Source organism: Rhizobium sp. B21/90 (assembly GCF_019355815.1).
Taxonomy (GTDB): Bacteria; Pseudomonadota; Alphaproteobacteria; order Rhizobiales; family Rhizobiaceae; genus Rhizobium; species Rhizobium rhododendri.
The window spans coordinates 1,635,105-1,661,287 of record NZ_CP072162.1; the positions used below are offsets into that span (position 1 = coordinate 1,635,105).

The 26,183-nt window shown below is 60.6% G+C and carries 26 protein-coding genes, 1 tRNA gene and 1 pseudogene; 22 read left to right on the forward strand and 6 right to left on the reverse strand.

Features of this window, described 5'->3' with window-relative positions:
• Positions 1-204: 204 nt before the first annotated feature.
• Positions 205-2,259 carry an RNA polymerase sigma factor RpoD gene (gene rpoD / locus J5278_RS07775; RefSeq protein ID WP_142823284.1) on the forward strand — a complete coding sequence of 685 codons (2,055 nt, stop codon included), beginning with the start codon at positions 205-207 and terminating at the stop codon, positions 2,257-2,259.
• A 179-nt stretch (positions 2,260-2,438) separates the two neighbouring features.
• Positions 2,439-3,628 (forward strand): IS3 family transposase gene (locus tag J5278_RS07780; RefSeq protein ID WP_219258329.1). Its coding sequence is split into 2 segments (ribosomal slippage): positions 2,439-2,691 and positions 2,691-3,628, totalling 1,191 coding nucleotides; the frame shifts between segments, so codons are not numbered across the junction.
• A 15-nt stretch (positions 3,629-3,643) separates the two neighbouring features.
• On the opposite strand, the gene J5278_RS07785 is transcribed toward J5278_RS07780, so the two are convergent.
• The gene (locus tag J5278_RS07785) at positions 3,644-3,796 is read right to left on the reverse strand and encodes a hypothetical protein (protein ID WP_219258330.1); all 153 of its coding nucleotides are present in this window, start codon (positions 3,794-3,796) and stop codon (positions 3,644-3,646) included.
• Between the two features lie 169 nt (positions 3,797-3,965).
• Between J5278_RS07785 and J5278_RS07790 the strand changes: the two genes are divergently transcribed.
• Positions 3,966-5,294: a DUF930 domain-containing protein gene (locus tag J5278_RS07790; RefSeq protein ID WP_209184278.1), complete on the forward strand. Its 1,329-nt coding sequence runs from the start codon at positions 3,966-3,968 to the stop codon at positions 5,292-5,294.
• 153 nt (positions 5,295-5,447) lie between these two features.
• Positions 5,448-5,969 (forward strand): GNAT family N-acetyltransferase, encoded by a 522-nt coding sequence (locus J5278_RS07795; RefSeq protein WP_209184280.1) that lies wholly within the window; start codon positions 5,448-5,450, stop codon positions 5,967-5,969.
• Positions 5,970-6,005: 36 nt separating this feature from the next.
• Here the strand turns inward: J5278_RS07795 and J5278_RS07800 are convergent, their stop codons facing one another.
• Positions 6,006-7,850, reverse strand: a complete 1,845-nt coding sequence (locus tag J5278_RS07800) for a methyl-accepting chemotaxis protein (RefSeq protein ID WP_209184277.1) — start codon at positions 7,848-7,850, stop codon at positions 6,006-6,008.
• Between the two features lie 316 nt (positions 7,851-8,166).
• Here J5278_RS07800 and J5278_RS07805 point away from each other — a divergent pair, with 316 nt between their 5' ends.
• The 3 genes from J5278_RS07805 to J5278_RS07815 all read left to right on the forward strand — a co-directional run bounded on the left by J5278_RS07805 (position 8,167) and on the right by J5278_RS07815 (position 10,424).
• A complete protein-coding gene (locus J5278_RS07805) occupies positions 8,167-8,496 on the forward strand; it encodes a helix-turn-helix transcriptional regulator (RefSeq protein ID WP_247749155.1) in 330 nt (109 codons plus the stop codon).
• Positions 8,497-8,665: 169 nt separating this feature from the next.
• The gene (locus J5278_RS07810; RefSeq protein ID WP_209184275.1) at positions 8,666-9,892 is read left to right on the forward strand and encodes an MFS transporter; all 1,227 of its coding nucleotides are present in this window, start codon (positions 8,666-8,668) and stop codon (positions 9,890-9,892) included.
• Entirely contained in the window at positions 9,885-10,424 is a 540-nt protein-coding gene (locus J5278_RS07815; protein WP_209184274.1) for a GNAT family N-acetyltransferase, read from the forward strand. Before J5278_RS07810 ends, J5278_RS07815 begins: the two co-directional genes overlap by 8 nt.
• Before the next feature lie 22 nt (positions 10,425-10,446).
• Here the strand turns inward: J5278_RS07815 and J5278_RS07820 are convergent, their stop codons facing one another.
• Complete coding sequence (locus J5278_RS07820; protein ID WP_209184271.1) at positions 10,447-11,217, reverse strand: pyrroline-5-carboxylate reductase; 771 nt, start codon at positions 11,215-11,217, stop codon at positions 10,447-10,449.
• 212 nt (positions 11,218-11,429) lie between these two features.
• Between J5278_RS07820 and J5278_RS07825 the strand changes: the two genes are divergently transcribed.
• The 7 genes from J5278_RS07825 (at position 11,430) to J5278_RS07855 (ending at position 16,983) form a co-directional block, all read left to right on the forward strand.
• Positions 11,430-12,530: a branched-chain amino acid aminotransferase gene (locus tag J5278_RS07825; protein WP_209184264.1), complete on the forward strand. Its 1,101-nt coding sequence runs from the start codon at positions 11,430-11,432 to the stop codon at positions 12,528-12,530.
• A 272-nt stretch (positions 12,531-12,802) separates the two neighbouring features.
• Positions 12,803-13,828 carry a cell division protein FtsZ gene (gene ftsZ, locus J5278_RS07830; protein WP_111222763.1) on the forward strand — a complete coding sequence of 342 codons (1,026 nt, stop codon included), beginning with the start codon at positions 12,803-12,805 and terminating at the stop codon, positions 13,826-13,828.
• 195 nt (positions 13,829-14,023) lie between these two features.
• Entirely contained in the window at positions 14,024-14,614 is a 591-nt protein-coding gene (locus tag J5278_RS07835; protein WP_209184263.1) for a PadR family transcriptional regulator, read from the forward strand.
• A gap of 26 nt (positions 14,615-14,640) precedes the next feature.
• On the forward strand, positions 14,641-15,453 hold the full coding sequence (locus J5278_RS07840; protein WP_209184261.1) for a siderophore-interacting protein: 813 nt from the start codon (positions 14,641-14,643) through the stop codon (positions 15,451-15,453).
• Between the two features lie 147 nt (positions 15,454-15,600).
• A complete protein-coding gene (locus J5278_RS07845) occupies positions 15,601-16,023 on the forward strand; it encodes a secondary thiamine-phosphate synthase enzyme YjbQ (RefSeq protein WP_142823272.1) in 423 nt (140 codons plus the stop codon).
• A 126-nt stretch (positions 16,024-16,149) separates the two neighbouring features.
• Positions 16,150-16,452, forward strand: coding sequence for a hypothetical protein (locus tag J5278_RS07850; RefSeq protein WP_247749154.1), 303 nt, complete (start codon positions 16,150-16,152; stop codon positions 16,450-16,452).
• Between the two features lie 180 nt (positions 16,453-16,632).
• Positions 16,633-16,983 carry a hypothetical protein gene (locus J5278_RS07855; RefSeq protein WP_142823270.1) on the forward strand — a complete coding sequence of 117 codons (351 nt, stop codon included), beginning with the start codon at positions 16,633-16,635 and terminating at the stop codon, positions 16,981-16,983.
• Between the two features lie 94 nt (positions 16,984-17,077).
• On the opposite strand, the gene J5278_RS07860 is transcribed toward J5278_RS07855, so the two are convergent.
• Entirely contained in the window at positions 17,078-17,821 is a 744-nt protein-coding gene (locus J5278_RS07860) for an SIMPL domain-containing protein (protein ID WP_209184260.1), read from the reverse strand.
• A gap of 149 nt (positions 17,822-17,970) precedes the next feature.
• On the opposite strand from J5278_RS07860, the gene J5278_RS07865 reads away from it, so the two are divergent.
• From J5278_RS07865 to J5278_RS07895, 7 genes and pseudogenes are all read left to right on the forward strand, one after another.
• Positions 17,971-18,046: transfer RNA gene (locus J5278_RS07865), tRNA-Ile, on the forward strand.
• 233 nt (positions 18,047-18,279) lie between these two features.
• Positions 18,280-18,624: a hypothetical protein gene (locus tag J5278_RS07870; RefSeq protein WP_247749153.1), complete on the forward strand. Its 345-nt coding sequence runs from the start codon at positions 18,280-18,282 to the stop codon at positions 18,622-18,624.
• 654 nt (positions 18,625-19,278) lie between these two features.
• A pseudogene (locus J5278_RS07875) lies at positions 19,279-19,654 on the forward strand (transposase); the annotation flags it as partial.
• A 900-nt stretch (positions 19,655-20,554) separates the two neighbouring features.
• Complete coding sequence (locus tag J5278_RS07880; protein ID WP_209187039.1) at positions 20,555-20,938, forward strand: transposase; 384 nt, start codon at positions 20,555-20,557, stop codon at positions 20,936-20,938.
• On the forward strand, positions 20,935-21,279 hold the full coding sequence (gene tnpB / locus J5278_RS07885) for an IS66 family insertion sequence element accessory protein TnpB (protein ID WP_209187038.1): 345 nt from the start codon (positions 20,935-20,937) through the stop codon (positions 21,277-21,279). The genes J5278_RS07880 and tnpB overlap by 4 nt, the downstream gene beginning before the upstream one ends.
• A gap of 73 nt (positions 21,280-21,352) precedes the next feature.
• Positions 21,353-22,951: an IS66 family transposase gene (locus J5278_RS07890; RefSeq protein ID WP_209187040.1), complete on the forward strand. Its 1,599-nt coding sequence runs from the start codon at positions 21,353-21,355 to the stop codon at positions 22,949-22,951.
• A 48-nt stretch (positions 22,952-22,999) separates the two neighbouring features.
• On the forward strand, positions 23,000-23,236 hold the full coding sequence (locus J5278_RS07895; protein ID WP_111223012.1) for a hypothetical protein: 237 nt from the start codon (positions 23,000-23,002) through the stop codon (positions 23,234-23,236).
• Between the two features lie 83 nt (positions 23,237-23,319).
• Here J5278_RS07895 and J5278_RS07900 read toward each other — a convergent pair whose 3' ends face one another.
• Complete coding sequence (locus J5278_RS07900; protein WP_209184254.1) at positions 23,320-24,411, reverse strand: AraC family transcriptional regulator; 1,092 nt, start codon at positions 24,409-24,411, stop codon at positions 23,320-23,322.
• 55 nt (positions 24,412-24,466) lie between these two features.
• Between J5278_RS07900 and J5278_RS07905 the strand changes: the two genes are divergently transcribed.
• On the forward strand, positions 24,467-25,117 hold the full coding sequence (locus tag J5278_RS07905; protein ID WP_209184252.1) for an NAD(P)-dependent oxidoreductase: 651 nt from the start codon (positions 24,467-24,469) through the stop codon (positions 25,115-25,117).
• A gap of 93 nt (positions 25,118-25,210) precedes the next feature.
• On the opposite strand, the gene J5278_RS07910 is transcribed toward J5278_RS07905, so the two are convergent.
• The gene (locus tag J5278_RS07910; RefSeq protein ID WP_209184250.1) at positions 25,211-26,104 is read right to left on the reverse strand and encodes a LysR family transcriptional regulator; all 894 of its coding nucleotides are present in this window, start codon (positions 26,102-26,104) and stop codon (positions 25,211-25,213) included.
• Positions 26,105-26,183: the final 79 nt, after the last annotated feature.

Below are 26,183 nucleotides of genomic sequence, written 5' to 3' on the forward strand. Positions count from 1 at the left end.
AAGGTCTCGCGCGTCATGGGGCAGCAATGTCCAGCAGTTCGCCAGGTGAACCGTCTGGCCTTGAGCTTTTGGGCGCGCGTGGTTAATTCGGAATTAAAGATCATTCCGTAGGTGTTCGTGAACAATTGCGGCGGGCGAGTTTTTTGCTCGGGGCTCTCAAGCCCAACCGCAGGCAGGGCAGCGTCAGGGAAAGCGACTATATAGATGGCAACCAAAGTCAAAGAAAACGAAGAAGCTGAAGTCGAACGCGACGGCGCCTCCGACGGCCCGCTTCTCGATCTTTCCGATGACGCGGTCAAGAAGATGATCAAGGCCGCCAAGAAGCGCGGCTACGTGACGATGGACGAGCTCAATGCCGTCCTCCCGTCCGAGGAAGTCACCTCCGAGCAGATCGAAGATACGATGGCCATGCTCTCGGACATGGGCATCAACGTCGTGGAAGACGAGGACGTCGAGGAGCCCGGTACGCCGGCCTCTTCCGACGACGATGACAACAACAACGAGGAAGAGAGCGAAGGCGGCGAGCTTGCGCCTTCGGCCGGCACCGCCTTGGCCACCGCCAAGAAGAAGGAGCCGACCGACCGCACCGACGATCCGGTGCGCATGTACCTGCGCGAAATGGGCTCTGTCGAGCTTCTGTCGCGCGAAGGCGAAATCGCCATTGCCAAGCGCATCGAGGCCGGTCGCGAGACGATGATCGGCGGTCTTTGCGAGAGCCCGCTGACGTTCCAGGCGCTGATCATCTGGCGCGACGAGCTCAACGAGGGCACGACGCTGCTGCGCGAGATCATCGATCTCGAAACCACCTATTCCGGCCCGGAAGCAAAGGCCGCTCCGCAATTCCAGTCGCCTGAGAAGATCGAGGCCGACCGTAAGCTCGCCGAGGAAAAGGAAAAGACCCGCAAGGCACGCTTCGGCGACGACGACATCACCAATGTCGGCGGCGAAGGCCAGCGCGAGGAAGAGGAAGAGGAGGACGACGAGTCCAGCCTTTCGCTTGCCGCGATGGAATTCGAGCTGCGCCCGCAGGTCATGCTGACGCTCGACACCATTGCCGAGACCTACAAGAAGCTGCGCAAGCTGCAGGACCAGCAGGTCGAGCAGCGTCTGGCTGCCGCCGGCGCCCTGTCGTCGGCCCAGGAGCGCCGCTACAAGGAGCTCAAGGACGAGCTCATCAAGTCGGTCAAGTCTCTGTCGCTCAACCAGAACCGCATCGATGCGCTGGTCGAGCAGCTTTATGACATCAACAAGCGTCTCGTGCAGAACGAGGGCAAGCTGCTGCGCCTGTCGGAATCCTACGGCGTCAAGCGCGACAGCTTTCTCGAGCACTATTCCGGTGCCGAGCTCGATCCGAACTGGATGACCTTCATCTCCAACCTGACCGGCCGCGGCTGGAAGCAGTTTGCCGAGAGCGAAGCCAAGACGATCCTCGACATCAGGGGCGATATCCAGAGCCTTGCGACCGAAACCGGCATCTCCATCTCGGAATTCCGCCGTATCGTCCACATGGTCCAGAAGGGCGAGCGCGAGGCGCGCATCGCCAAGAAGGAAATGGTCGAGGCAAATCTGCGTCTCGTCATCTCCATCGCCAAGAAGTACACCAACCGTGGCCTGCAGTTCCTCGATCTCATCCAGGAGGGCAATATCGGCCTGATGAAGGCGGTCGACAAATTCGAGTATCGCCGCGGCTACAAGTTCTCGACCTATGCGACCTGGTGGATCCGCCAGGCGATCACCCGCTCGATTGCCGATCAGGCGCGCACGATCCGCATTCCGGTGCACATGATCGAGACGATCAACAAGATCGTCCGGACATCGCGCCAGATGCTGCACGAGATCGGCCGCGAGCCGACGCCGGAAGAACTGGCCGAAAAGCTCGCCATGCCGCTCGAAAAGGTCCGCAAGGTCCTGAAGATCGCGAAGGAGCCGATCTCGCTCGAAACGCCAGTCGGCGACGAGGAAGACAGCCATCTCGGCGACTTCATCGAGGACAAGAACGCGCTGCTGCCGATCGACGCCGCCATCCAGGCGAACCTTCGCGAAACGACGACCCGGGTGCTGGCATCCTTGACGCCGCGCGAGGAACGCGTGCTTCGCATGCGCTTCGGTATCGGCATGAACACGGACCACACGCTGGAAGAAGTCGGCCAGCAGTTCTCGGTCACACGCGAACGTATCCGCCAGATCGAAGCCAAGGCGCTGCGCAAGCTCAAGCACCCAAGCCGCAGCCGCAAACTGCGCTCGTTCCTCGACAGCTGAGGTTCTACGAGAGGTTACCAACAGAAACCCGGTCAGTTTTCACTGGCCGGGTTTTTTCATGGGGCGGGCAGGGGTGGCCAAGGCTCGACGCGGCTTTCAGGAGAAGGTGGTCGAAGTGACCTGCCACTGAGAATTTCCTCCAGAATGGATTAGAGTCCGGCCTATTAAGGGACGGACGAATGAAGAAGCAGAGATTTACGGAAGAGCAGATTATCGGTGTGCTTAAGGAACAGGAGGCTGGCGCGAAGGCGGCCGATCTCTGCCGCAAGCACGGGATTTCAGAAGCAACGTTTTATAACTGGAAGGCCAAATACGGCGGCATGGAAGTCTCCGAAGCGAAGCGGCTGAAGGCGCTTGAGGACGAGAATGCCAGGCTAAAGAAGTTGCTGGCCGAGCAGATGCTGGATGCGGCCGCACTCCGCGAGCTTCTTGCAAAAAAATGGTAGGGCCCGCCGCCCAGCGTGACGCCGTCACGCATCTGAAGACCGTCATGGGTCTTTCGGAACGACGGGCCTGCCAAATCATATCCGCCGACCGCAGGACGATCCGCTATCAGTCGAACCGACCCCCGGAAACCGAGTTGCGAGCGAAGCTGCGCGACCTCGCCAATGAGCGTCGACGTTTCGGATACCGCCGACTGTTCGTCCTGCTTCGGCGGGAGGGAGAGCCCTCCGGGATCAACCGCATCTATCGCCTTTATCGCGAGGAAGGGCTTTCCGTTCGCAAGCGCAAAGCCCGGCGGCGTGCGGTCGGCACGCGTGCACCGATCCTGGTCGAAGCGAAGGCCAACGCCCGATGGTCGCTGGATTTCGTCCACGACCAATTCGCCTGCGGGAGGAGGTTCCGCGTGCTCAACATCGTCGATGACGCGACGCGCGAGTGCCTGGCGGCGATCCCGGACACCTCGATTTCCGGTCGTCGCGTCGCTCGCGAACTGACGACCCTCATCGAACGACGCGGCAAGCCAGGAATGATCGTCTCCGACAACGGCACCGAACTCACCTCGAATGCCATCCTTGCCTGGTCGAAAGATCACAAGGTCGAATGGCATTACATCGCGCCGGGAAGGCCAATGCAGAATGGATATGTCGAGAGCTTCAACGGACGCATGCGCGACGAGTTGCTCAACGAGAGCCTCTTCTTCGGCCTCGATCATGCCCGCAGCGCCATCGCTGAATGGGCGGAGGATTATAACCATTTCCGGCCGCACTCATCGCTCGGATATCAGACCCCGGCGGACTATGCCGGGCTCATCGCCGCAACCGGCTCCAACGCTACGCAAGATGAAAGCTTCGCGTTTCCGCCGGTTGCTCACACCGCGCCATTTGGCGTATTCAAAGCCGCCGAGGCTCTAACCGCCGCTGGATGAAAGTTCAGTGGCAGGTCAGAAGGTAAGCAGGGTTGCGGACGCGTCCATGGCAATCGCCAGATGCAATGCGTCGGCTGCGCGTATCCCGAGCTCATGTCGATCACAGAGGCGGGCCGCGGCCTCGAAGACCGGCAATCTTGCGGCAATTTCGCGAGCTCTGCCGATCATGGCTGGACGCGGCGTCCCGCAATCCCCATCTCAGCTCTCTCTGTCTGCTGACGGGATGGTGATCGAGAATCCGGTATCTTCGCAAGTCGGCAGGCGTTAAGGAATTCGTATGATTGGTATTCTGGCATATTTTCCAGGCGGCGACGCGTCGATGGACCGGCACTGAAGCATGGCGAGCGAACGGCTTGTGCGGTGGCGGAAGACGCTTTGGGTGGTGCTTGCCTCGCTTGTCGTGCATGTGCTGGTCGTGGCGTTGTTCTTCCTGCCGGACGCCATGAAGATGCCGGAGCCCGCCAAGGAAGATAGCGTCAGCGTCGAACTGGTGCCGCCGCCGGAAGAGCCAAAACCGCCCGAGCCGAAGCCGGAGGCTGACAAGCTGCCCGAGCCGCTAAAAATGCCGGAGCCGGAAAAGCCGCCCGAACCGGCCAAACCAGCCGAACCTGCGAAAGCCGAGCAACCGCCGGCTCCTCCCGAGCCGCCGCCCCCGCCAGCCGCTGATAAGCCGCCGGAGGAAAAGCCGGCGCCACCCCCGCCGCCGCCCGAGAAAGCGCCGGAGGAAAAGCCGCCATCTCCGCCGCCACCTGAAAAGGCACTGCCACCGGAGGAGAAGCCGCCAGAGGAACCCCCGAAGGCGACGCCTCCCGCCGAGCAGTCGCGGATCCGCGCGCTCGATCCGGTGTTTCGTTATGGCGACAAGGATGCCGGGCCGAAGAAATCGGAAGACGGCAACAGCGCGGAGGGCGACACCAAGCCGGAGCCGACGGCTGACGATGCGGCCAAGCCCGATGCGACGGATGCCAAGCCAGATGATGCGGCGGCGCAAACGCCGGACGCCGCAGCAACTCCGGAAACGCCACCGGAGGTGCCCCCGACCGACAAGCCGCCGGCTGCAATGCCACCGAGTGAGACACCCCTCACCGATACCCCGCCGGTGGATGCGCCGGGCGGGGCAGGGCCTTTGCCACCAAACATCGACCTGCCACAGGTAGACGTGCCCGACAGCACTGCCGAAAAGAATGGCCCACCCTCCAACAGTCCCGACAGCGCCAAGGTCGAACTAGCGCCAGCGCCGCCGTCCGAGTTACCGAAGGACAAGCCTGCGCCGCCAAAGCCGGGTGGAAAGCCCGCCGATGGAGCAATGACGAAGGCAAAGAAGCTGTTTTCCCGCAGTGAGACCGGAGATGCCGCTGCGACCCGAGCGATGGGCAATATCCCACGTGGGGTTCGCGCCGGAGAATTGTGCGCCAGCGAGCTGCGTGAACAGCTGCGCCACGCAGCGCCCGTCTATCGGCCCGAGCTGCTGCCGGCTTACCGACTGCCGTCAGGCAACGTTCTCGACGTCAAGCGCAGCCAGTTTCGCGCCGATGGACAGTGGTACAATCTGCGCTTTCGCTGCGAACTGGATGCTGAGGCGACGAAAGTACAGTCCTTTTCCTTTGACATCGGCGAGCCCGTGCCACGGAGCGAATGGCGAAGCCGTGGCTTCCCGGACAACTAGCCAGCTTCAGTACCGCAGTAGCCAGCCATCCCGCGCTATTCTGTTCTCCACCGCATCTGGTTGAGCAATCTGCTAATTGCCTTGCGGTCGTTTTACGGTGGAGGATAGTCTGCAAGCACATGCTTTCGGGAAGGGGAGTGGATGACTATGGTCATGACGGGCAAAGAGGAAATCGAGATTGTCGCGACCTCAGACGAGCATGTCGAAAGCTTCCACGCTGCCCTCGACACGGTTGCCCGGGAGCGAAAATATCTGACGATGCTCGAAGCCTTCTCGCTGGCGGAAACGCGCGCCCATGTACTCGATATGATCGGGCGGAAAAACCCGCATGTGGTGGCGATCGCCGGCAACCGCGCTGTGGGATGGTGTGACATCACCCGTCATTTTTTCCCTGCCCACGCCCATCGCGGTAGCCTGGCGATGGGGCTGATCCCGGAATTTCGCGGACGGGGGCTCGGCAGGAGATTGATCGAGGCGGCTCTGGAGCAAGCACGAGAGCGGGATTTTCTCCGCGTCGAGCTCTCCGTCCATGCGGACAATGTCGCTGCCATCGCGCTCTACGAGAAGGTCGGTTTCGCAACCGAGGGGGTTCTCAGGCGAGCCGTCCACATCGACGGCCGCTTCATCGATACAATCAGCATGGCCATCCTCCTTCATACGTCAGTCGGTGCTTAACCCTATCAGCACGGTCTGCTGCTGCAGGCGTACGTCTCACGCCGCGCGGGCCATCCGTGGCGTCGCCTGCGTTACGTCGTCCGTGCGGAATTGCTGGACGATGGTCAGCAGGGCGTCGGCCTCGTCGGCCAGTTCGTTGCTGGCGGCTGTCGTGTCGGCAACCATGGCGGCGTTCTTCTGGGTCATCTGGTCCATGGCATTGACGGAGCTGTTCACCTCCTGCAGGGCCGAGGCCTGGTCCTGGGCGGCGGTGGCGATGGTATCGATGTGCTTGCTGATCTCGACAATCTGCGTGCTGATGCTGGTCAGCACCTGGCCGGCCTCGCGCACCAGCGCCGATCCGGTCTTGACCTCGGCGGTCGACTGGTCGATCAGCCCCTTTATCTGCTTTGCTGCGTCGGCCGAGCGCTGTGCAAGTTCGCGTACCTCGTGGGCGACGACGGCAAATCCCTTGCCTGCGTCTCCGGCCCGTGCAGCCTCGATGCCGGCATTGAGGGCCAGAAGGTTGGTCTGGAAGGCGATGCTGTCGATCACCTCGATGATCTGCTCGATTTGCCGCGCGCCGCTTTCAATGCGGCCCATTGCCTCGATGGCATTGTTGACGACAGATTCAGAACTGCTGGCGGTCTTGCGCGTCTTGCCGACAACCTGCTGAACATCGCGGGCTCGGTCAGCCGAAGAGCGCACGGTGACGGTGATTTCCTCGACAGCAGCGGCTGTCTCTTCCAGCGATGCTGCCTGATCTTCGGTACGCTTGGCAAGGTCGAGTGCGGACTGACGCATGTCTGAGCCGCTGCCCTGGATCGAGAGTGTATTTTCGCGGATCTGCACCATCGTCTGCTTCAGGCGCACCAGCGAGCCGTTGAAGTCGATGCGCAACTGCTCCAGCCGCCCGGCGAACGGTGTGTCGATGTCGTGCGACAGGTCGCCCTGTGCAAGCCGGGCGAGGCCGCCGGCGAGCTGTTCGACAGCAAAATCGATCTGGCTGTCGAGACTGCGCTTGTCGCTTTCGTTGCGAGCCCGCTCTTCCTCGACGGATGCGCGCTGCCTGGCGTTTTCGCCTTCCATCAATTGCTTGGCACGGGCGTTGTCGCGAAACCCTTCCAGTGCCCGGGCTATGTCGCCGAATTCATTGCGGCGGGACAGGTAGGGTATGGCCGTGTCCAGCGTGCCGGAGGAAATCGCCTGCACAGAGCCTCTGAGGACCGTCAGCGGGCGGATCAAACGCCCCGTTGTTACATAGGCGAGCAGTCCGATGGCCATCATGGCGGCAGCGCCGACAATCAAAATCAGCGTTCTCAGCGCATCGATCTGGTCCGAATAGACCTGCATCGGGATACCGGTAAAAAGAACCCCGGTCGTCGCGCCGGCGGTTGAGCGGATGGGAAAATAGCCGGTTATATACGGCTTTCCGAACAGAACGGCCTCGCCGTAGTAGGGCTTGCCGGCGGCAAGCATCGGTCGGGCCGGATGGTCGGCGGCGAGTTTGGTACCGACAGCACGCTCGCCATTTTCCTTCTTCACATTGGTCGAAATGCGCAGGTAGTCGCCGTCCTGGACCTGGAAGATGGTAGCGACGCCACCGATCGACGTGGCCACCTTGTCGACGAGATCATGATCTGAAACCTGTTGGGCGCCATCATGCACGATGCCGCGAAGTTCGCCGTCGCGTATATCGACTGTCGTGCCGGCGAGTTTCACGCTGTAGATGACCGCCATCGCGCGGCTTGCATCCCTGACATCGTCAGCCGCAGTCGTCAGGACGCGCTCCCGCAACTGATAGTACGTTGCTCCAGCGACAGCCGAAATTCCGAGAAAAATCAGCCCTATTGTGACAAAAACAATCTGTGAGACAATGGTTGAAGGAAGCAATCGGTTCATCAGCGCAACTCCTGCGGGCTTTTTCGGCAATATTGGCAAATGTGATTAAGGAAGCGAAAACGCTGGCGATTTAATCTTGAGGTTGCACGGCCAAAGCCCCGATGATGGGCGGCCTGGCGGGAGTTTCAATCGAATGTTGCGTCCTGTCATCCGCTGTGCGCCGACGACATTGTGCGCAATTTCCTGAAACTTTCCGTCCGTTGCCTGCGTATCACCCCGGTCGGTACGATGCAGTTTCCTTAGCCGGCATTCACATCGGTCGTACGAGTACGGCAGCGTTTATGATCGCGGAGCCTTGATGCCTTTAGATGGACCCTTGAGAGACAGTGCTTTTTTCGAGCAGGGCGCGGCATTGCTGGCGGCACTTGCAGATCGCGACCGGCTGCTGATCCTCAGGATCTTGCTGAAGCGTGAATTGCCGCTCAATGCGCTGGCGCTAATAACGGGTATCGGCAGCGGGGCATGTTCCAAGCATCTCGGTGCGCTTCGCGGTGCGGGACTGGTGATCTGTACCAAGCGGGCGGATACGGATTATTTTTCGTGCCGCTCGGATCAAGTGAAGAAACTGCTCGAAACGCTCGACGACATCCTGCCCGGCTCTTCTCTCGAGCGTCCGCCGGAACGCGGTGGTTCGGGCGCGCCTTGAGAGGCTGTCGACAGCTGCGCTCCACGACGTCGCCGTCGTGTCTTTCGGAGAGACGCCGGATTTCGTGAATTGACAAATCGATGTTTCGAGCGGAGCAGGAGAAGTAAGTCTCCCATAGCAGTCTCCGCGCCGACCTGTATCAGGCGGCCGGTGTTCCCGAGGACATTCGATGGACAGCGATCAACCTGCCGGGGGTAGCGTGCTGCGCAACCCTGCCTATCTCTCCTTTGTCGCGTCCAGGGTCTGTTCGCAACTTTCCTTCCAGGCGGTGACCGTGGCACTCGGCTGGATGATCTACGACCAGACCCACAGTGCCTATGCGCTCGGGCTTGTCGGCTTTTGCCAGTTCCTGCCGATGGTCATCCTCACCTTCGTCGTCGGCCATGTTGCCGACCGCTTCGACAGGCGTCGCATCGGTCTTGCCTGCCAGATCGTTGAGGCGGTCACGGCGGTGGTGCTTGCCATCGCCGTCTGGCGCGACTGGCTCGGGCCCGCCGGCATCCTAGCCGCCGTTGCTGTGCTCGGGGCCGTGCAGGCCTTTGAGCGGCCAACGATGGCGGCGCTTTTGCCGAATATCGTGCCCGCGCCGCTGTTGCAGAAAGCCATCGCCACCTCGACATCGATGATGCAGACAGCCCTGATCATCGGCCCGTCTGTCGGCGGGCTGCTATACGGCCTCGACGCGGTCGCGCCTTTTGTCATGGCGTCTGTGCTGTTTGCCGTCGCCAGCTTCAACGTCATCTCCATCCGCATGGCGCGTCGGGCACCGGTGGCCCGTGCACCGGTCACCCTGAGCTCGGTGTTTGCCGGCGTCGCCTTCATCCGCAGCCGGCCGATCATGCTCGGCACTATCTCGCTGGACCTGTTTGCGGTGCTGCTCGGCGGGGCAACGGCGCTGTTGCCGATCTTCGCCCATGACATCCTCAAGGCCGGTCCCTGGGGGCTTGGCCTGCTCCGGGCGGCACCGGCCGTTGGCGCGCTTGCCATGTCGATCGTGCTGGCGCGCCGGCCGATGCAAAGCGGGGTCGGCAAGACGATGCTGCTCGCCGTCGCCATTTTCGGAGTTGCGACCATCGTCTTCTCGCTGTCTGGCAACATCGCGCTTTCCGTGCTGGCGCTGCTGGTGGTCGGCGCTTCCGATACGGTCAGCGTCGTGGTGCGCAGTTCGCTGGTGCAGCTGCTGACGCCGGATTCGATGCGCGGCCGGGTCAATGCGGTGAATTCGCTGTTCATAGGCACGTCGAACCAGCTCGGTGAATTCGAATCGGGTATGCTGGCCGGGGCCCTCGGGCCGGTGGCGACAGGCGTCATCGGCGGTATTGGAACAATCGTGGTGGTGCTGGCGTGGATGAGGTTGTTCCCGGCGCTCGCCAAGGTGGAGACTTTGAATGGCTGAGGCAGTAACCCTCGAGGCATTTGCGCCGCGGCATTTCGAGGCACTGATTGGCTGGTTTGGTACCGAGGTCGAATTGATCCAGTGGGCGGGTCCGACGCTGGCGTTTCCGCTTGATATCACCCAGTGCGAGGCGATGCTGGCCGAGACGCAAGGGGAAGCGCCCGAGCGGCTGATCTGGACGGCGCGGGCGCTGGATGGCCGCATCGTCGGCCACGTGCAACTGGCGCTGGATCGCCGAAATGGTGTGGGCCGCCCGGCGCGCGTCGCCATAGCGCCTGAAGAACGCGGTCGTGGTTTTGGCCTGTCCATGCTTTCGGCAGTCGTTACACATGCCTTTGCCATCGAGGGCATGGAGCGGCTGGAACTGAACGTCTACACTTTCAACAGCGCCGCGATCCGCACCTATGAAAAGCTCGGTTTCGTGCATGAAGGCGTGCGTCGCTCCTGCGCCCGTGTCGGCGATGAAAGATGGGATATGGCGATGATGGGGCTTTTGAAGTCCGAATACCGCGCGATATCCAGCCAGCGCTGAACGGGATGGCTTCTCCCGATGTCTACTTCCCCCTGATGCGGGCGAGGACGCCGTCGAGCGCTTCGGTCAGCGCCTTCGCACCGCCCGCGGCTGTAAAATCGGCAAAGACCTGCTCGTTGAGGCCGCCCTTGGTCGAGAATTCACCGCGCAGCACGTCGAAATCCGGTGCTTGCGGCCGGGCGGCGGTATCGGCGAGGCTGGCAAACAGCGGCGCAAGGTAGCTCTTCGCCTGGTCGTAGGGCATCCCCTGCGCTTCCAGCCAGCGGCTGCTGATCTCGAGAATGCCGAAGAAGGTTCCCATCATGGCGCTGGCTGAGCCGAGAAGCTGGTATTCTTCCTCGGTCCTTGCCTCGACGGTCGATCCCAGCGCGTTGAAAAAGGCGGCGACGTCTTCGTCCGGCGGAAAGATGGCTGTCACGCCCTTCCGCTCGGCGACGAAGGGCAGCGGGATCGCCCGGGTCAGCCGCAGGTCCGTACCGATCCAGTCGGAAAGGGCGGTCCGGTCCGTCGCTGCGATCAGGCTGACCACGTGCTGGTCGGCGCGGAATGCCAAAGCCCGCACAACAGTCTCGGCGATCTGCGGCCGGATGGCGAGAAACACCATGTCGGCGCCATCGACCACCGTCTGGTTGTCTTTGGCGACACGGACGAGGGGAGAGGCGGCAGCGAGCCTGGCTGCGACATCGGCATTGCGCGGCGACACGAGGATAGATGCGATGGCGAGATCTGCACCGAGCGCACCGGTGACGATCGCTTCGGTAATTGCGCCGGTTCCGACAAATCCCAATCGCATGCACAACTCCCTTGCTCTTTCCGTCATCTATCGCCGGTTCGCCTCAGAGGGCAATGTCGCGAGGGCGTCATTGACGCTCTGCCCACGCGGATAACGCGATTTGACGACGTTTTTGGCCAAGGCAGCACTGCCCATTTGCGGAATTCCCCGTTATTGTCCCGTGAATCATTGGCGGGCGGCAGGGTCGATCGCTGCGTTACAAGGTGGATGGAATGGACACGACTTCAAAGATTGCCGATATCAAGATCGATTTTCACCCGTCGCCGGTCTCCGACGCCGACCGTGCGCTGGCGCTGGCGACACCGGGTTTCGGCAAGGTGTTCACCGACCATATGGTGCTTGCCCGCTGGACCACGGAGAAGGGCTGGCACGACGCCAAGGTGACCGCTCGCCAGCCGTTGTCGATCGATCCGGCCAGCGCCGTGCTGCATTATGCGCAGGAAATCTTCGAGGGGATGAAGGCCTACAAGACTGCCGATGGCCGTATCCTGCTGTTCCGTCCGGAAGAAAATGCACGACGCTTCTCCGACAGCGCCATCCGCATGGCAATGCCCCCGGTGCCGGAGGACCTGTTCATCAAGGCAGTCGAGACGCTGGTGCGGGTTGACAAGGCGTGGATCCCGTCGGGCGACGCGAGCCTCTATCTTCGCCCCTTCATGTTCGCCAATGAAGCCTTTCTCGGCGTGCGGCCGGCGCATGACTATATCTTCTGCATCATCGCCTCGCCGGTCGGCTCCTATTTCAAGGGCGGCAGCAAGGCCGTGTCGGTCTGGGTCGAAAAGCACTATACGCGCGCTGCAAACGGCGGCACGGGTGCTGCCAAGTGCGGTGGCAACTATGCGGCCAGCCTTGTGGCGCAATCCGAGGCAGCCAAGCAGGGTTGCGACCAGGTGGTGTTTCTCGATGCCGCCGAGCATCGCTGGATCGAGGAACTCGGCGGCATGAACGTGTTCTTCGTGATGAAGGACGGCAGCATGGTGACCCCGCCGCTCGGCGGGACGATCCTGCCCGGCATCACCCGCAAATCGGTGATCGCGCTGGCTGAGGCCAAGGGTCTACGCGTCGAGGAGAAGCGCTACTCGTTCGAGGAGTTCCAAGCGGATGCGGCGAGCGGAAAACTCCGCGAAGCCTTTGCCTGTGGCACTGCGGCTGTGCTTGCCGGTATCGGCCTGATCAAGCATTCGGACGGCCAGTTCACCATCGGCGATGGCGAAACCGGGCAGCTGACGGCGGAATTGCGCACTGCGCTGGTCGGCATGCAGCAGGGCGCCACCAACGATCCGCATGGCTGGACGCACGCCGTCGAAGCCTGACCTCCAGCCTGGCCGGTCCGCATAGGCCGGCCTCCGCTGCCTGTACAACCGGACATGGTCCACGTCGGCGGCCAGCAACCGTTCGGGCGCGATGCTTTGAGCGGCTTTAAAAATCCCGCGCGGCTTTCGCCTGTTTTTGCATATATGCCTGCTCTTAGCCTTTTTAACCCGCTACATTGGGCCAATTGATTCGGAGCGGTCGTCGCAGGCGACCGGTCCGACGCGCACCAGGATAGCAAAGCCCACCGCGCCGTGGGCACGGGAGACGACACATGGCCATCATCACAAAGCCCGACATTGCCGAGATGCGGCCTAAAATCACCGTCATCGGCGTCGGCGGCGGCGGCGGTAACGCCATCAACAACATGATCGCGGAAGGTCTGAGCGGCGCCGAATTCGTCGTCGCCAACACCGACGCGCAGGCCTTGACCATGTCGAAGGCGACCCGTCTCATCCAGTTGGGTGCGCAGGTCACCGAAGGTCTCGGCGCCGGTTCGCTGCCGGAAATCGGCCGTGCGGCTGCGGAAGAATCGATCGACGAGATCATGGACCACCTGCAAGGCACCCACATGTGCTTCGTCACCGCCGGCATGGGCGGTGGCACCGGCACGGGAGCAGCTCCGGTGATCGCCGCTGCAGCGCGGGCTGCCGGTATCCTGACCGTTGCGGTCGTAACGAAGCCCTTCACCTTCGAAGGCAAGCGCCGGATGGAAGCTGCCGAAGAGGGGATCGAGCGGCTGCGCGAGGCGGCCGATACCGTCATCGTCATTCCCAACCAGAACCTCTTTCGCATTGCCGATGCCAAGACCACCTTCGCCGATGCCTTCGTCATTGCCGACCGCGTGCTCTATTCCGGCGTTGGCTGCATCACCGACCTGATCGTCAAGGAAGGCCTGATCAACCTCGATTTCGCCGACGTGAAATCCGTGATGCAGGGCATGGGCCGGGCCATGATGGGCACCGGCGAGGCCTCGGGCGAGGGACGTGCGATGAAGGCGGCCGAAGCGGCAATTGCCAATCCGCTGCTCGACGACGTATCGCTGAAGGGCGCCAAGGGCGTGCTGGTGTCGATCTCCGGCGGCATGGACATGACATTGTTCGAAGTCGACGAAGCCGCCACCCGCATCCGCGATGAAGTTTACGAGGACGCCGATATCGTCGTCGGGGCGATCTTTGACCGCAATCTCGATGGCGCATTCCGTGTCTCCGTGGTTGCCACCGGCCTCGACCGCAGCCAGACCAACAGCGAAATGGCAGCCAGTGCCGTCGCCGAGGCACAGCGACGCACGCTTCAATAGTCCAAGCTTTTTACCTGACAAGCGCCGGCCAATGCGGTTCACCCAGGATCGCGTTGGCCGGCGCAACTGTATCCAGGAGGCGGATTTCTTTCTTCTTTCGCATCGGACGGCTGGATCGATCTCCGCTTGCGAACATCTCCATGCCGATATATCTTAAGATATGTTTTCTGTTGTATCTTACGTAAGGAAATGGTGATGCGCGATCATCATGGACGAGACGGACGTGGCAGGGGTGGGCATGGTCGTTTCGAGGGCGGCTTTGCCGCCAGCGGCGCCTTTCGGGCCGGCCGCAAGCTCAGCTCGGGCGATCTGCAGCTGCTGATTTTGGCGCTGCTGGCCCGACAGCCTGCCCATGGCTACGAGCTGATCAAGACGATCGAGGATATTTCCGGCGGCTTCTATACACCGAGCCCTGGGATGATCTACCCGGCGCTCACCTATCTCGACGAGATCGGTCATGCGGTTTGCGAGGCCGAGGGCAACAAGAAGCTGTTTCGCATCACCGAGACCGGTCTTTCCGCGCTGTCGGCGGACAGGGCCGGCGCCGACCGTATTCTCGACGATCTCGCCCATATCGGTTCCAAGATGGATGCGGTGCGCGACGTGATGGAGGGGCGCGGTCCACGAGCGGGTCAGGACCCAGAGGCCCATGGTCACGAGGCGCTTGAAGTGGCCCGGCTGGCGATCAAGACGGCGCTGTTTCACAAGCGCGGCTGTTCCACCGACGAAGCGAGCCGGCTGGCAGACATCCTCCGCCGCGCCGTCGCCGAAATCAATCGCGGCTAGAGGCCGCCTCCACCACAGGAGATTTCATGACCGAAAAACACGCCATCGGCCGGGTTCGCCACGAACTGCGCCGCCGCCTTCTGACCGTCACGGCAACCGAGCGCCTGACGCCCGACATGCTGCGCATTACGCTCGGAGGCGAGGATCTCGCCGGCTTCGTCAGCGCCGGCTATGACGACCATGTCAAACTATGCTTTCCCAAACCCGGCGAGGAGCTACCGGTGTGGCCGGCCATCGGACCGGATGCGACGCCACTGGCAGAGGGCGTCGTCGCGTCTCCGGTGCGTGACTTCACGCCGCGTCGATACGATGCCGACAGGCAGGAACTGACGATCGACTTTGCCGTGCACGAGGCCGGTCCGGCCAGCGACTGGGCCGTCAACGCGGTGCCGGGAAGCCGGCTGGGGGTCGGCGGTCCGCGCGGCTCCTTCCTCGTGACCGACGATTTCGACTGGTACCTTCTGGTCGGCGACGAGACGGCGCTGCCAGCCATCGGCCGACGGCTGGAGGAACTGCGCACTGGCGTGCGCGCCATCGTTATCGCCGCCGTGACGGGCCCAGCCGAAGAGCAGGCCTTTGCCAGTAGCGCAGACCTCGACATCAGATGGCTTCACCGACCGCTGTCGGCTGCAAGCGACACAGCCGTCTGGTTTGCCGCGCTTTCCGACCTGACCCTGCCTGATGGCGACGGCTATGTGTGGATTGCCGGCGAGACGGATGTCGCCAAGGCCTTGCGCAAGGTGCTGGTGGAGCAACGCGGCGTGCCGCGCGGCTGGATAAAGTCGGCCGGCTACTGGCGCCATGGCAGCGCGGGCTTTCACGAAAGCCACAGCGACTGAACGGGGCGGGTACGCCACGACACATGCCGGGGTTTACCGGCCTGAAAAGACCGCCGGCTGGTCGATAGCCGGCCGGCGGTCTCGCTGCCCTTGACTTTGTCGCCGCCGCGACCGACCTCACGGGAAACCGTGCGCGAAGGAGTTTTCATGCCGCAGACCGTTCTCAAGCTGTCGACCCATGGCCAGGGGCTGTACGAATTCACGGATGCGGCGGCGGCGTTCGTGCGCCGCAGCGGTGCGGAGGAAGGGTTGCTCACCGTCTTCGTGCGCCATACCTCGGCCTCGCTGATCATCCAGGAAAACGCCGACGACGACGTCAGGACCGATCTCGATGCCTTCTTCCGGCGGCTGGTGCCACCGTCCTCCGATCCGTCCATGCGCTGGGTGATCCACACTGCCGAGGGCGCCGACGACATGCCGGCCCATATCAAGGCGGCGCTGACGCAGACGTCCATCGGCATTCCCGTCAACAACGGTCGCCTGCTGCTCGGCACCTGGCAGGGGATCTACCTTTTCGAACACAGGGATCGGCCGCACCAGCGCGAGGTGATACTGCATCTCGGCGCATAAGCCTCTGAAACGGCCGCTGAATAGGAAGTGAGCGGGCCGTTGGCTTGTCGTTCAAGCTCGCTCCTCTAGTTTTCACCGCATGCCCGATCCGTCGGGCAATGAAATTGAGGAAACGGAGTGAATGTGATGAACCTGTTTGCGAAACTCGGAACCGCCAGCCTGATTGCGTTGAGCGCAGTGTCGGTCATGGCGCCCTCGGTCTCTGCTGCCGGTCTTTCGTCTCCTGCGGAAACGGTCCGTTACCAACATCATGGCCGCGATATCTGCTCGCCGCTTATGGCCGTGCGCAAGGCGCGGGCCGCCGGCATACGGCGCGCCGAGATTGCCAAGATCACGCCGCGCCGCGTCGTGGTCGTCGGCCGCAGCCACCATGGCATGGAACGGATGGTGTTTGCCAACCAGTCCGATTGCCCCGTGCTGCGCCGATAGAACGACAGGCTTTCCGCACCGCGTGGCGATATTTGATCTGGCGTCTCGCGGGACTTGCTTTTAACTGGAAGATGCCTTTGGCTGATTCTGAACCGTTTTCGGTTCCAGCCGTTGCACCAGCGCCGATTGCGTGGGAGGCGCGGTGGGCGCTGATTGTATTTACGCTCCATGGAGGATGACATGAAACTTATTCTGGCCAAAGCCGCCCTGACGGCGGCGCTGATTGCCGGTGCCTTTTCCGGCACGGTGACCTCGGCCTCTGCACAGAACCTCGACATCTACGTCGGTCCTGGACATCACCGTCCGCCACCGCCGGACTATTACGGCCGTCCGCCGATGCCGCCACCCGGCTTCCGTGGTCGCGGCTGTGATCCGCGCCAGGCAGAAGGCATAGCCCGCGATTACGGCCTGCGCCGCGCCCGCGTCGTCGACGTGACGCCGCGCCGGGTCGTCGTCAACGGTTTCAGCCGCCGTGGTCCCGACACCATCATGTTCGCCAATGTCCGCGGCTGCCCGATGATGGGCCGCTGAGGCCTCTGACCGTCGAACGAAAAAAAGCCGCCCCGGGTTTTCGAACCCGGGGCGGCTTTCGTTTGATGCGTTGCCGTGAACGTTGCGGCTGGCCCTATGGCTCCAGCGCGTAGGTCACGTTGACGGTGACGTTATAGCTGTTCTCACCGCCGGCCACCGGCATGGCCGCGTCCGAAGCCCCTTTGAGCATAAGCGGACGCATCATCGGCTGCGGTGCTGCGCGCACGGCATTTTCCGTGATCTCGATGACGCGGCCGACCTTGACGCCAGCGGCTTCGGCGAGCGTCTTTGCCTTGGCGGCGGCATTGGCCATGGCGTCCTTGCGAGCCGCCTCGATTGCCGCATCCGGCTTGTCGTTGACGAACTGGATGTCGCCGCCCTGGTTGATGCCGAGGCCGACCGCCTGGTCGATGAGGCCGCCGAGCTTGCCGAGGTCGCGCACGCGCACGGTCAGGCCGTTCGTCACCTGGTAGCCGACCAGTTCCGGCTGTTGCTGCTGGCCGTCCTTTGCAGGTGGATAATTATACTGCGGCTGGATGGCAAAGCCGGAGGTCTGCAGGTCGCGCTCGGCGATGCCGGCATTCTTCAGGGTTGCCAGAACTGCGCCCATCGCCTTGTTATCCTGATCGAGTGCATCCTGGGCAGTCTTTGATTGCTTGACGACCGACAGCGTGACGACCGCCATGTCGGGCGCGACAGCCGCCTGGCCTTCGCCGGAAACGCTGATCAGCGCCTGGCGCGGCTCGCCCGCTGCAAAGGCCGTCGCGCTGGTGAGCGTCAGCAGGGCAAGGCCGGCAAAGGCGCTGCAGGCAAGTCTGGCTGGCTGGGGCAGGGTCATCGGTTTCCTCCGTTGTTCTTCTGGAATACCCTTGTGTCGATTGATTGTGTAGCCAATGCGGCAATCCCTTGTCGTGACACAAGTTTTGGGCTAGAGGCAAGACATACCGGAGGACCATTGCTCCGATATATTGCGCAGAGCGCAAGGTAGGGCCTGTAGCTCAATGGTTAGAGCCGGCGGCTCATAACCGCTTGGTTGGGAGTTCGAGTCTCTCCGGGCCCACCACATTTTTCTATGTCCTGACGAAACCAATGGTCGCTGCAACAAATGCAACGATTGGTGCAACTGAGGCGGAAAACAATCACCACGGAGGTCATTGGCGGAAACATGATGCTTACGGTGGGGCCAAGCGGCATTGGTAGGATAGTGACTTCCTTGTTGACATCTTTGGCCGGCGGAATAGGTGAGGTGGCAAAAAACTCGGCTTTCCCGGAATACTGAATCCGGGCGAAGGTAACATGTCGGTCATTGTCGAGAAGAACAAGACCGAGAGCGTGGGTGTTTTTAATGCAGTGAATGTTGGTGCAGGAATGACGACGAATGTCGGTTTGTCCTACAGCGTCAACGCAGGTTCACGTATTAACCTTATGAGCAATGACACACTCTCTTTAACGAGCCAAAACAGCACTGCATTGCAGAGTAACAGTGAACTTCACCTAACCTGTGGCAATTCAAATGTCTTGATGCGCGAAGACGGTTCAATCGCCATCTCAGACACTAAACTTTTCCTGGATTTTGACGAGATTGAAGTAAACGGCGAGAAGCGTGTCGTTATTGATAGTGGGAGGATCGACCTAAATTGATGAAATCACACCAATATGTCATCTTTCTCGGACTGATCGGCGCGATCATTTCTTTCTCACCGGCTTTCGCTCTGAACTGTGAAACAGAAGTTTCTAAGTTCGACTATACGAACGACACACCATCGACTTTCAGTTTTGGCGATAAGAGTGATGTCGACAAAGCCTACAAAAAGCTAGCCGAGACCGTTGGGTATCTGGACATGTATTCGAAGCCAGTTGTGTTTTTTTCCAAAGGATACACCGGGATAACACAGTACTTTTGTCCTGGCGAGAAATGTACATCTCAGGATATTGGGAAGGGATTCAGTATATGTTCTGCTCGTGGCATGAGCGCGGCTGACTCATGTTATCCTCTAGCCGTCGTGTATCACAGCAAAATGTATTGTCTGCTCTATCCAAGCGGAGAAGCTCCCGACCCCAAAAGGCCCTTTAAGCAATATATTCCATTCGACGAAAGTAAGTAAACATGGACAAAAATATATTTCCTTGTGGAAATGATTTGAAAATCCAGACCCATGGGCGGGACTTGCCAACACGCTTTCTTCAAGTTGGTTGATAGGCTACCATTCGGGAGTGTCCTTGATAATCGGCTGACCTGCCACTGAGAATTTCCTCCATAATGGGTAAGGGTCCGGCCTATTAAGGGACGGACGAATGAAGAAGCAGAGATTTACGGAAGAGCAGATTATCGGTGTGCTGAAGGAGCAGGAGGCTGGCGCGAAGGCTGCCGATCTCTGCCGCAAGCACGGGATTTCAGAAGCAACATTTTATAACTGGAAGGCCAAATACGGCGGCATGGAAGTCTCCGAGGCGAAGCGGCTGAAGGCGCTTGAGGACGAGAATGCCAGGCTAAAGAAGTTGCTGGCCGAGCAGATGCTGGATGCGGCCGCACTCCGCGAGCTTCTTGCAAAAAATGGTAGGGCCCGCCGCCCAGCGTGACGCCGTTACACATCTGAAGACCGTCATGGGTCTTTCGGAACGACGGGCCTGCAACATCATATCCGCCGAACGCAAGACGATCCGCTATCGCAAATGGAAGTGCGTGCGCAACTTCAAAATAGAACGTCGCTTGTCGATCGACGCGGAAAGATGGGTACCAGTCTCGTGGATCTTATGGCCAGTGTTTCGAGCGTACCAGGCAGTCTAAATGACGACCTTGATGTGGCGAGGGTCTGGGTCTATGGGGAACAGATCTACATGTTGTCCCACGCTCACAACACACTAAAGGGTATCCCTATGCACGACTCTCGGGTGAGCGCTTCCGTCGATTTGGGTGTTGTCGAACAATCGCGATACAGCGCCCGAAGCTTCATTTGGGCATTTTTGGCGACAAATCGCCAATTTTCGTAAAAACTTAAATTGCTGATTTTATTACATAATAGTCGGGCTGATGCGTGAATCATTGCAGGTTTGTTGCGTGAATCACAGTGACGTCGAATCTTTTCAATCACTTAGGTGTTGCGGCGGACTCTTGTCTCGTCATGTCCGACCCGGAGACATAGGTGACAACGTCGTGCCGAACAGGTTGTCGATGGTTTGCTGCATGCTTGTTGCCAAATTAGACTTTCCGAGACTGGTCACCGCCGCCAGGAATGTTGGTCCCACTGTCGCGGACAGGTCGGTGTCTGAAGCCCGGCCGACAGCAAAAGACCGTCGCCGCCATTCACTGTAGAATTCGGATCGGACACATCTCGCGGGGCGGTCTGGTGGATCGCCCGCCAGGCAGGGGCACTGACCGGTTTCACAATATATGATGTGTATCGCGCTTCTCCGACCCGGTCGCAATGTTTCAATCCATGTTGCCCTATTGACGCCAGCGCTTTTCACCACAATAGGATCGGGGCGGAAAAACCGTAAGCGCTAAGGCTACCCCACGTAGCATTGAGCAGGAAAATCGCTCATTTTCAGTGTGAATCATGCTGGGAAACCTATGAGTGAAGATATGAATCAGGGTCGTACGTTCGAAATTCTGACGGCTGATCCTGTGCGAACGCGGCGGAAGCCGAAGTTGTGGTCAGACGAGGAGAAATCTCAGATCTTGGAGGAAGCGCTTGCTCCTGGCGCGAATGTGTCTGCGGTTGCGCGTGCTCATGGAATGGACCCGTCGCAGCTTTTTGGTTGGCGGCGAATAGCGCTTGCGTCTGGTTCGGTTCAGCGCCTGAGCGCAGCCGGAGATGGCGAGGCCTTTACCCGTTTCGAAGCAGTCCGAACGGACACCGTCGAGATAAAGGTTGGCGACGCGACACTTCGCGTCAGCGCCTCGATCGATCCGGCGCTGCTGAGCGGCATTGTCAGAGCGGTACGGCAGGCATGATCGCTTCGGGTGTCGTGGTCTACGTGTCGTGCCAACCGGTCGACTTCCGCAAAGGAGCCGCGTCGCTGATGGTCCTGGTGCGGGATGGCGGCCTTGACCCCTTTAGTGGCGCACTTTTTGTCTTCCGGTCGAAGCGAGCAGACCGGATCCGGATTGTTTGGTGGGATGGGACAGGTGTCTGCCTTTACGCAAAAATTCTTGAGGAAAATGGCTTCTGCTGGCCAGGGCAGTCCAGCGCCCGTATCCGTCTCGACCATGCGCAGTTGATGGCACTTCTAGCCGGAATGGATTGGAAAAAGATCCATCCCGTCCAAGTGCGCCGACCACTGTCAACGGGCTGAATTGCCTGCGACAAGATGAATCATGTCGCTGTAAGTGTTGGGAAATCGGCCGCTTTTGTGCTTTACTGGCATCATGATTTTACCCGGTCCCGCCCTTCCCGACGACGTCGATGCGCTGAAAGCGATGATCATCGCTTTGAACGCGGAGAAGGCTGCGACTGATGCTGAAATCGCTCGAATGAAGGTTGCCCAACAGAAGGCCGACGAGCGGATCACCAATTTGACGGCAATCTTAAAGGTTTTGCAGCGTGCTCAAAAAGGAACGCGCTCCGAGCGTCTGCGGCTGGCGATCAACGACGACCAGATCGACTTCGCCTTCGAGGAGGTCGAGACTGACCTTGCCGCGATTGATCGTGAACTCAGCCAGGTCGGCAGAGAACGACCAAAGAGGCAAGCCCGTCCTCGCAAAGGTTTTGCAGCCCATCTGGAGCGCATAGAGGAAGTCATCGAGCCGGAGATCCCAGAAGAATACCAGGGCTTGGAGAGGGTTCTGATCGGCGAAGATCGATCAGAGCGGCTCGATGTCATCCCGCCGAAGTTCAGGGTCATCATCACACGCCGCCCCAAATACGCGTTCCGGGAGCGTGACGGTGTGCTACAGGCTTTGGCACCCGCGCATATCATCGAAGCTGGCCTGCCGAGCGAACGGTTGCTGGCCTATATCGCTGTCTCCAAATACGGCGACGGTCTTCCGCTTTATCGCCAGGAGGCGATCTATCTGCGCGACAGCGTGGTTCTCAGCCGCTCCTTGATGGCCCAATGGATGGGGCATCTGGGCTTCGAGCTGCGGATCCTTTCGGATTACATCTTGGAGCGTATCAAAGCCAGCGAGCGGATATTTGCGGACGAGACGACCTTGCCGACGCTGGTTCCAGGCTTTGGCAAGACAATGACGGCCTGGTTATGGGCCTACGCTTGCGATGACCGACCTTTTGGCGGGTCTGGCCCGCCTATGGTTGCCTATCGCTTCGAAGTCAGCAGGGGTGGGAAGTGTGTCGCGCGTCATCTCGAAGGCTTCAGCGGCATCCTGCAGGTTGACGGCTACTCGGCCTATACCAGCATGCTCAAAGAACGCGCCAAGTCCGGCAGCAATGAAACGATCAAGCTGGCCGGATGTTGGGCGCACGTCCGCCGCAAGTTTTATGAACTGCACGTCGGTGGCATCAATGACGCCGCGACAGCGTCGATCACCGCGATGACGGGACTTTGGCAGGTTGAGGACGAGATCCGCGGCAGCGACGCCGAGACCCGCGCAAGGCGTCGTCAGGAGACGTCCGCTGGCATCGTCGCCGATCTCTTCCAGGTGTGGGAAAAGGAGCTATCCAAAGTCTCCGGGAAGTCCAAGACAGCCGAGGCAATCCGCTACGCTCTGACACGCCGAGAGGCGCTGGAGCACTTCCTGAATGATGGCCGTGTCGAGATAGACTCCAACATCGTCGAACGCGCGATCCGGCCACAGACAATTACCAGAAAAAATAGCTTGTTTGCGGGAAGCGAAGGCGGTGGAGAGACTTGGGCAACGATCGCCACACTCTTGCAAACAGCGAAAATGAACAACGTCGATCCGCTTGCCTGGCTTTCCCAGACGCTGACGCGCATCGCAAACGGTTGGCCCGCCGCCGATATCGAGCTGCTAATGCCCTGGAATTATAAGGCAGACGCTGTCGGCTAAGCGCTTACGAAAAACCTAGCAATCGCCAAACAGACGGCGACCGGAGTGATCGTGAGCGAACCAACCGTAGCAGATGCAACAAACCGGGTTTATGAATCGCTTCAGGCGAACAATGCCGATATCGACGTACATATCGCGGATCTGAAGGCAGCATTGACGCGAGCAGGCCTGAAAGAGGCCGTATTCGACCCTTCACGGCTCGTGCAGAACAATCGTTCAGGCAGAAAGCTGATGCAGGCCTACTTTCGCCAGCGCGGCGTAACGGTAAAATTCTCGGCGTCGTAAAGCTATGTGGTGCTGCCAGACGGGCGGGCTGAGATTTCACGCTCGCTGACCCCTGCCAGCCATCACGGCCGCATTGGCAAAGGCTAGGCCGCGCGCGCGGCTCGGCGGCTGTACTGGCGCGGTGTGCAGCCAATTTCCCTGCGGAATGCGAATACGAATGCGCTTTCGGAATCGTATCCGAGGTTGCTGGCTATGTTGGCTATAGTGTCCGGGGTGGTCAGCAGGCGGTCCGCTGCGAGCATCATTCGCCACTGCACGACATACTCCATCACCGATACTCCGACTTTCTCCTTGAACCGGAAAGCGAAGGCCGAGCGGGACATGCCGGCGCGCTCTGCGAGTTGCCGAACGCTCCATCTGTGGCCGGGCTGTTCGTGAATGGCGGTAACGGCTCGGTTAAGGCGCTTATCCGACAGGGCGAACAGCCAGCCTATGCCGATCTCTGCCTGTTGCGCGAGGTGCAGCCGCAAAACCTCGACCAACATCGTCTCGGCAAGGTATTCGGCAACGAGAACGCTTCCCGGTTGCGGATGCCTCAGCAACGCCATCATCCGGTCCAGATAGGTTTTGAGGGCGTATCGATCCGCGCCATCACCGATATGCAGTATCTCGGGAAGGGCGTTGAGCAGATGGCTCGACAGCTCCTGCCTGAACGTGAAAATGGTACCGAACAGGCAACAGCTACCGCCGCCGCCGATTTGAAGCACGCGCCCGTTGAGGGGACCGTCCACCTCGTCATAGATGTTGCCCGGCTCGATTGCCGGGTCGCTTGCCAGGGAAAAACGGTGGCCGTGGGGCAGGGCGAAGAACTCTCCTTCCCTAAGCAGGATAGGGTCCGGTCCATCCGCAACGGAGAGCCAGCACTGGCCGGATACGATCGCGAAGCAGCGAAAGGCTGAATCCGCCGCGAAGGCGTAGGACCAGTTGCCGCCAAAATCCAACCCGCCCGACATATAGCCGCGCGTTTTCACCAGTGACAGCACGTCCGAGAGCGGATGGCTGGCCAGAATGGACGATCGCGATACTAATGTGGATTCCATGCCATAGAACCTACGGAGATCCCGGTCTAATTTCAACTCACGGAAATGGGAGCGAAAGACGCGAGTTTCCTCACGGGAGCAGCCGGCTGTATGCGAACGATGGCGGCAGGCTTTGGACTCGGAGCCAAGCGGCAAGGGCCTCACTCCTATGATGCCGGGGCGTGGTTGCACTAACGAACGGATTTCATGGATGACCCAACAATCGACTTTTCTGGTACTCGGCGCCACTGGCGGTACGGGCAAGCATTTCGTTTCCCTGGCTCTTGCGGGCGGCCACAGGGTGAGGGCACTGGCGAGGTCTCCGGAAAAGCTGGGCGTTGCAACTGCGAACCTCGAGGTGCGTCAGGGTTCGATCACGGATCCGATCGACACGGATGCCTTGGTGAGCGGGGTCGATTTCGTCATTTCGATGCTCGGCGATGTCAAGCTCCAGAGGACCGACAGGATCAATACCGCCTTCGTGAAAAGGCTTGTCCCCTCGATGCGGCGGCACGGCGTAAAGCGTTTTCTCTACCAGGCGGGAGGATTGAGCAGACCCTATAACGGGAGACTTTCTCCACTCTTCTGGACGATACGCAACACCTTGGCCCGCGCCTATATCGGTCAGCATGAAGACAACGAAGCGGTGATGCAATATCTTGCGACAGAGGCCAACGACATGGAGTGGATCGTTCATAGAGCGGGAATAGGTTCGGACGGTCCGTCGAAAGGCGTGCTCGAGCGGTCGGCATCCAGCTTCAGCGTAGCAACACACCGTGACTGCGCAAATTACAATTATAGGACAATCATGACGCCTGCGGCGATTCATACGTCTGATCTCAGCTGTTACGCCCGCAGCTAGGCTCAGTGGTCTCTGCAAGAGCGTCCGGATGCCATTACGGCAATGTTCGCGCCGGAAGGTCCGCGATGCATACCTACATGACCTCGGATGAGATCACGCCTCCTCCTTCAGCGCAGCGATGAGGGCGCGCAGGGCTGGTGGGGTCTGGCGGCGGCTGGGGTGGTAGAGATAGCAGCCCTGGAACGGCGGGCACCATGCATCGAGGACGCGGATCAGCCTGCCTGCGGCGATGTCGTCGGCGACGTCGTCTTCCATGACGTAGCCGAGGCCTGCGCCGGCGCGAACGGCTGCAGCGGCGAGGTCGCCATCGTTGACGACGAAGGATCCGGATGTCCTGATCTTGATCTCGCGTGCCCCTGACTGGAATTCCCATGGCAGGAGCCCGCCGGCGCTGGCAAGCCGGTAGCCTATGCAGTTGTGTCCTTCTAGGTCGCCCGGCACCTCGGGCTTCCTGTGGTTTTCGAAATATGACGGCGTGCCGACGACAACGGTCCTGAGATCCGGGCCGACGCGCACCGCAATCATGTCCTTCGCCACGGTTTCCCCGAACCGAATGCCGGCATCGAAACCGTCGGTGACGATATCCACCAGCCGGTCATTGATGTCGACCTCGACCTCGACATCGGGGTTGTCGAGAAGAAAGGTCGGGAGCTTCTGGCGGAGAATGGTCCGGGCCGGGTAGGAAAAGGTCGTCAGCCTGACCTTGCCCGACGGACTGTCGCGCCATTCGCCAAGCGCTTCCAGCCCGGCTTCTATCTGTGTAAAGGCCGGCTGGATGTGCTGCAGCAGCCGCTGTCCGGCATCGGTCGGCGCGACGCTGCGCGTCGTGCGCGCCAGCAGCCTGACCCCAAGCCGCTCTTCGAGCCCCCTGATCGCATGGCTGAGAGCCGAGGGCGAAATTCCCAGCGCTGCTGCTGCCCGCGTAAAACTGCGCTCACGCGCCACGGCGGCAAAGGCCATCAGATCATTCAGTTCGCCGCGTTCCATTGATGCAGTGTGCTCATAAGTTCATGCGGCGTGCAACGGATAATCGAGGTTTGCGGCGTGCTGTAGGGTGAGCGCAGCA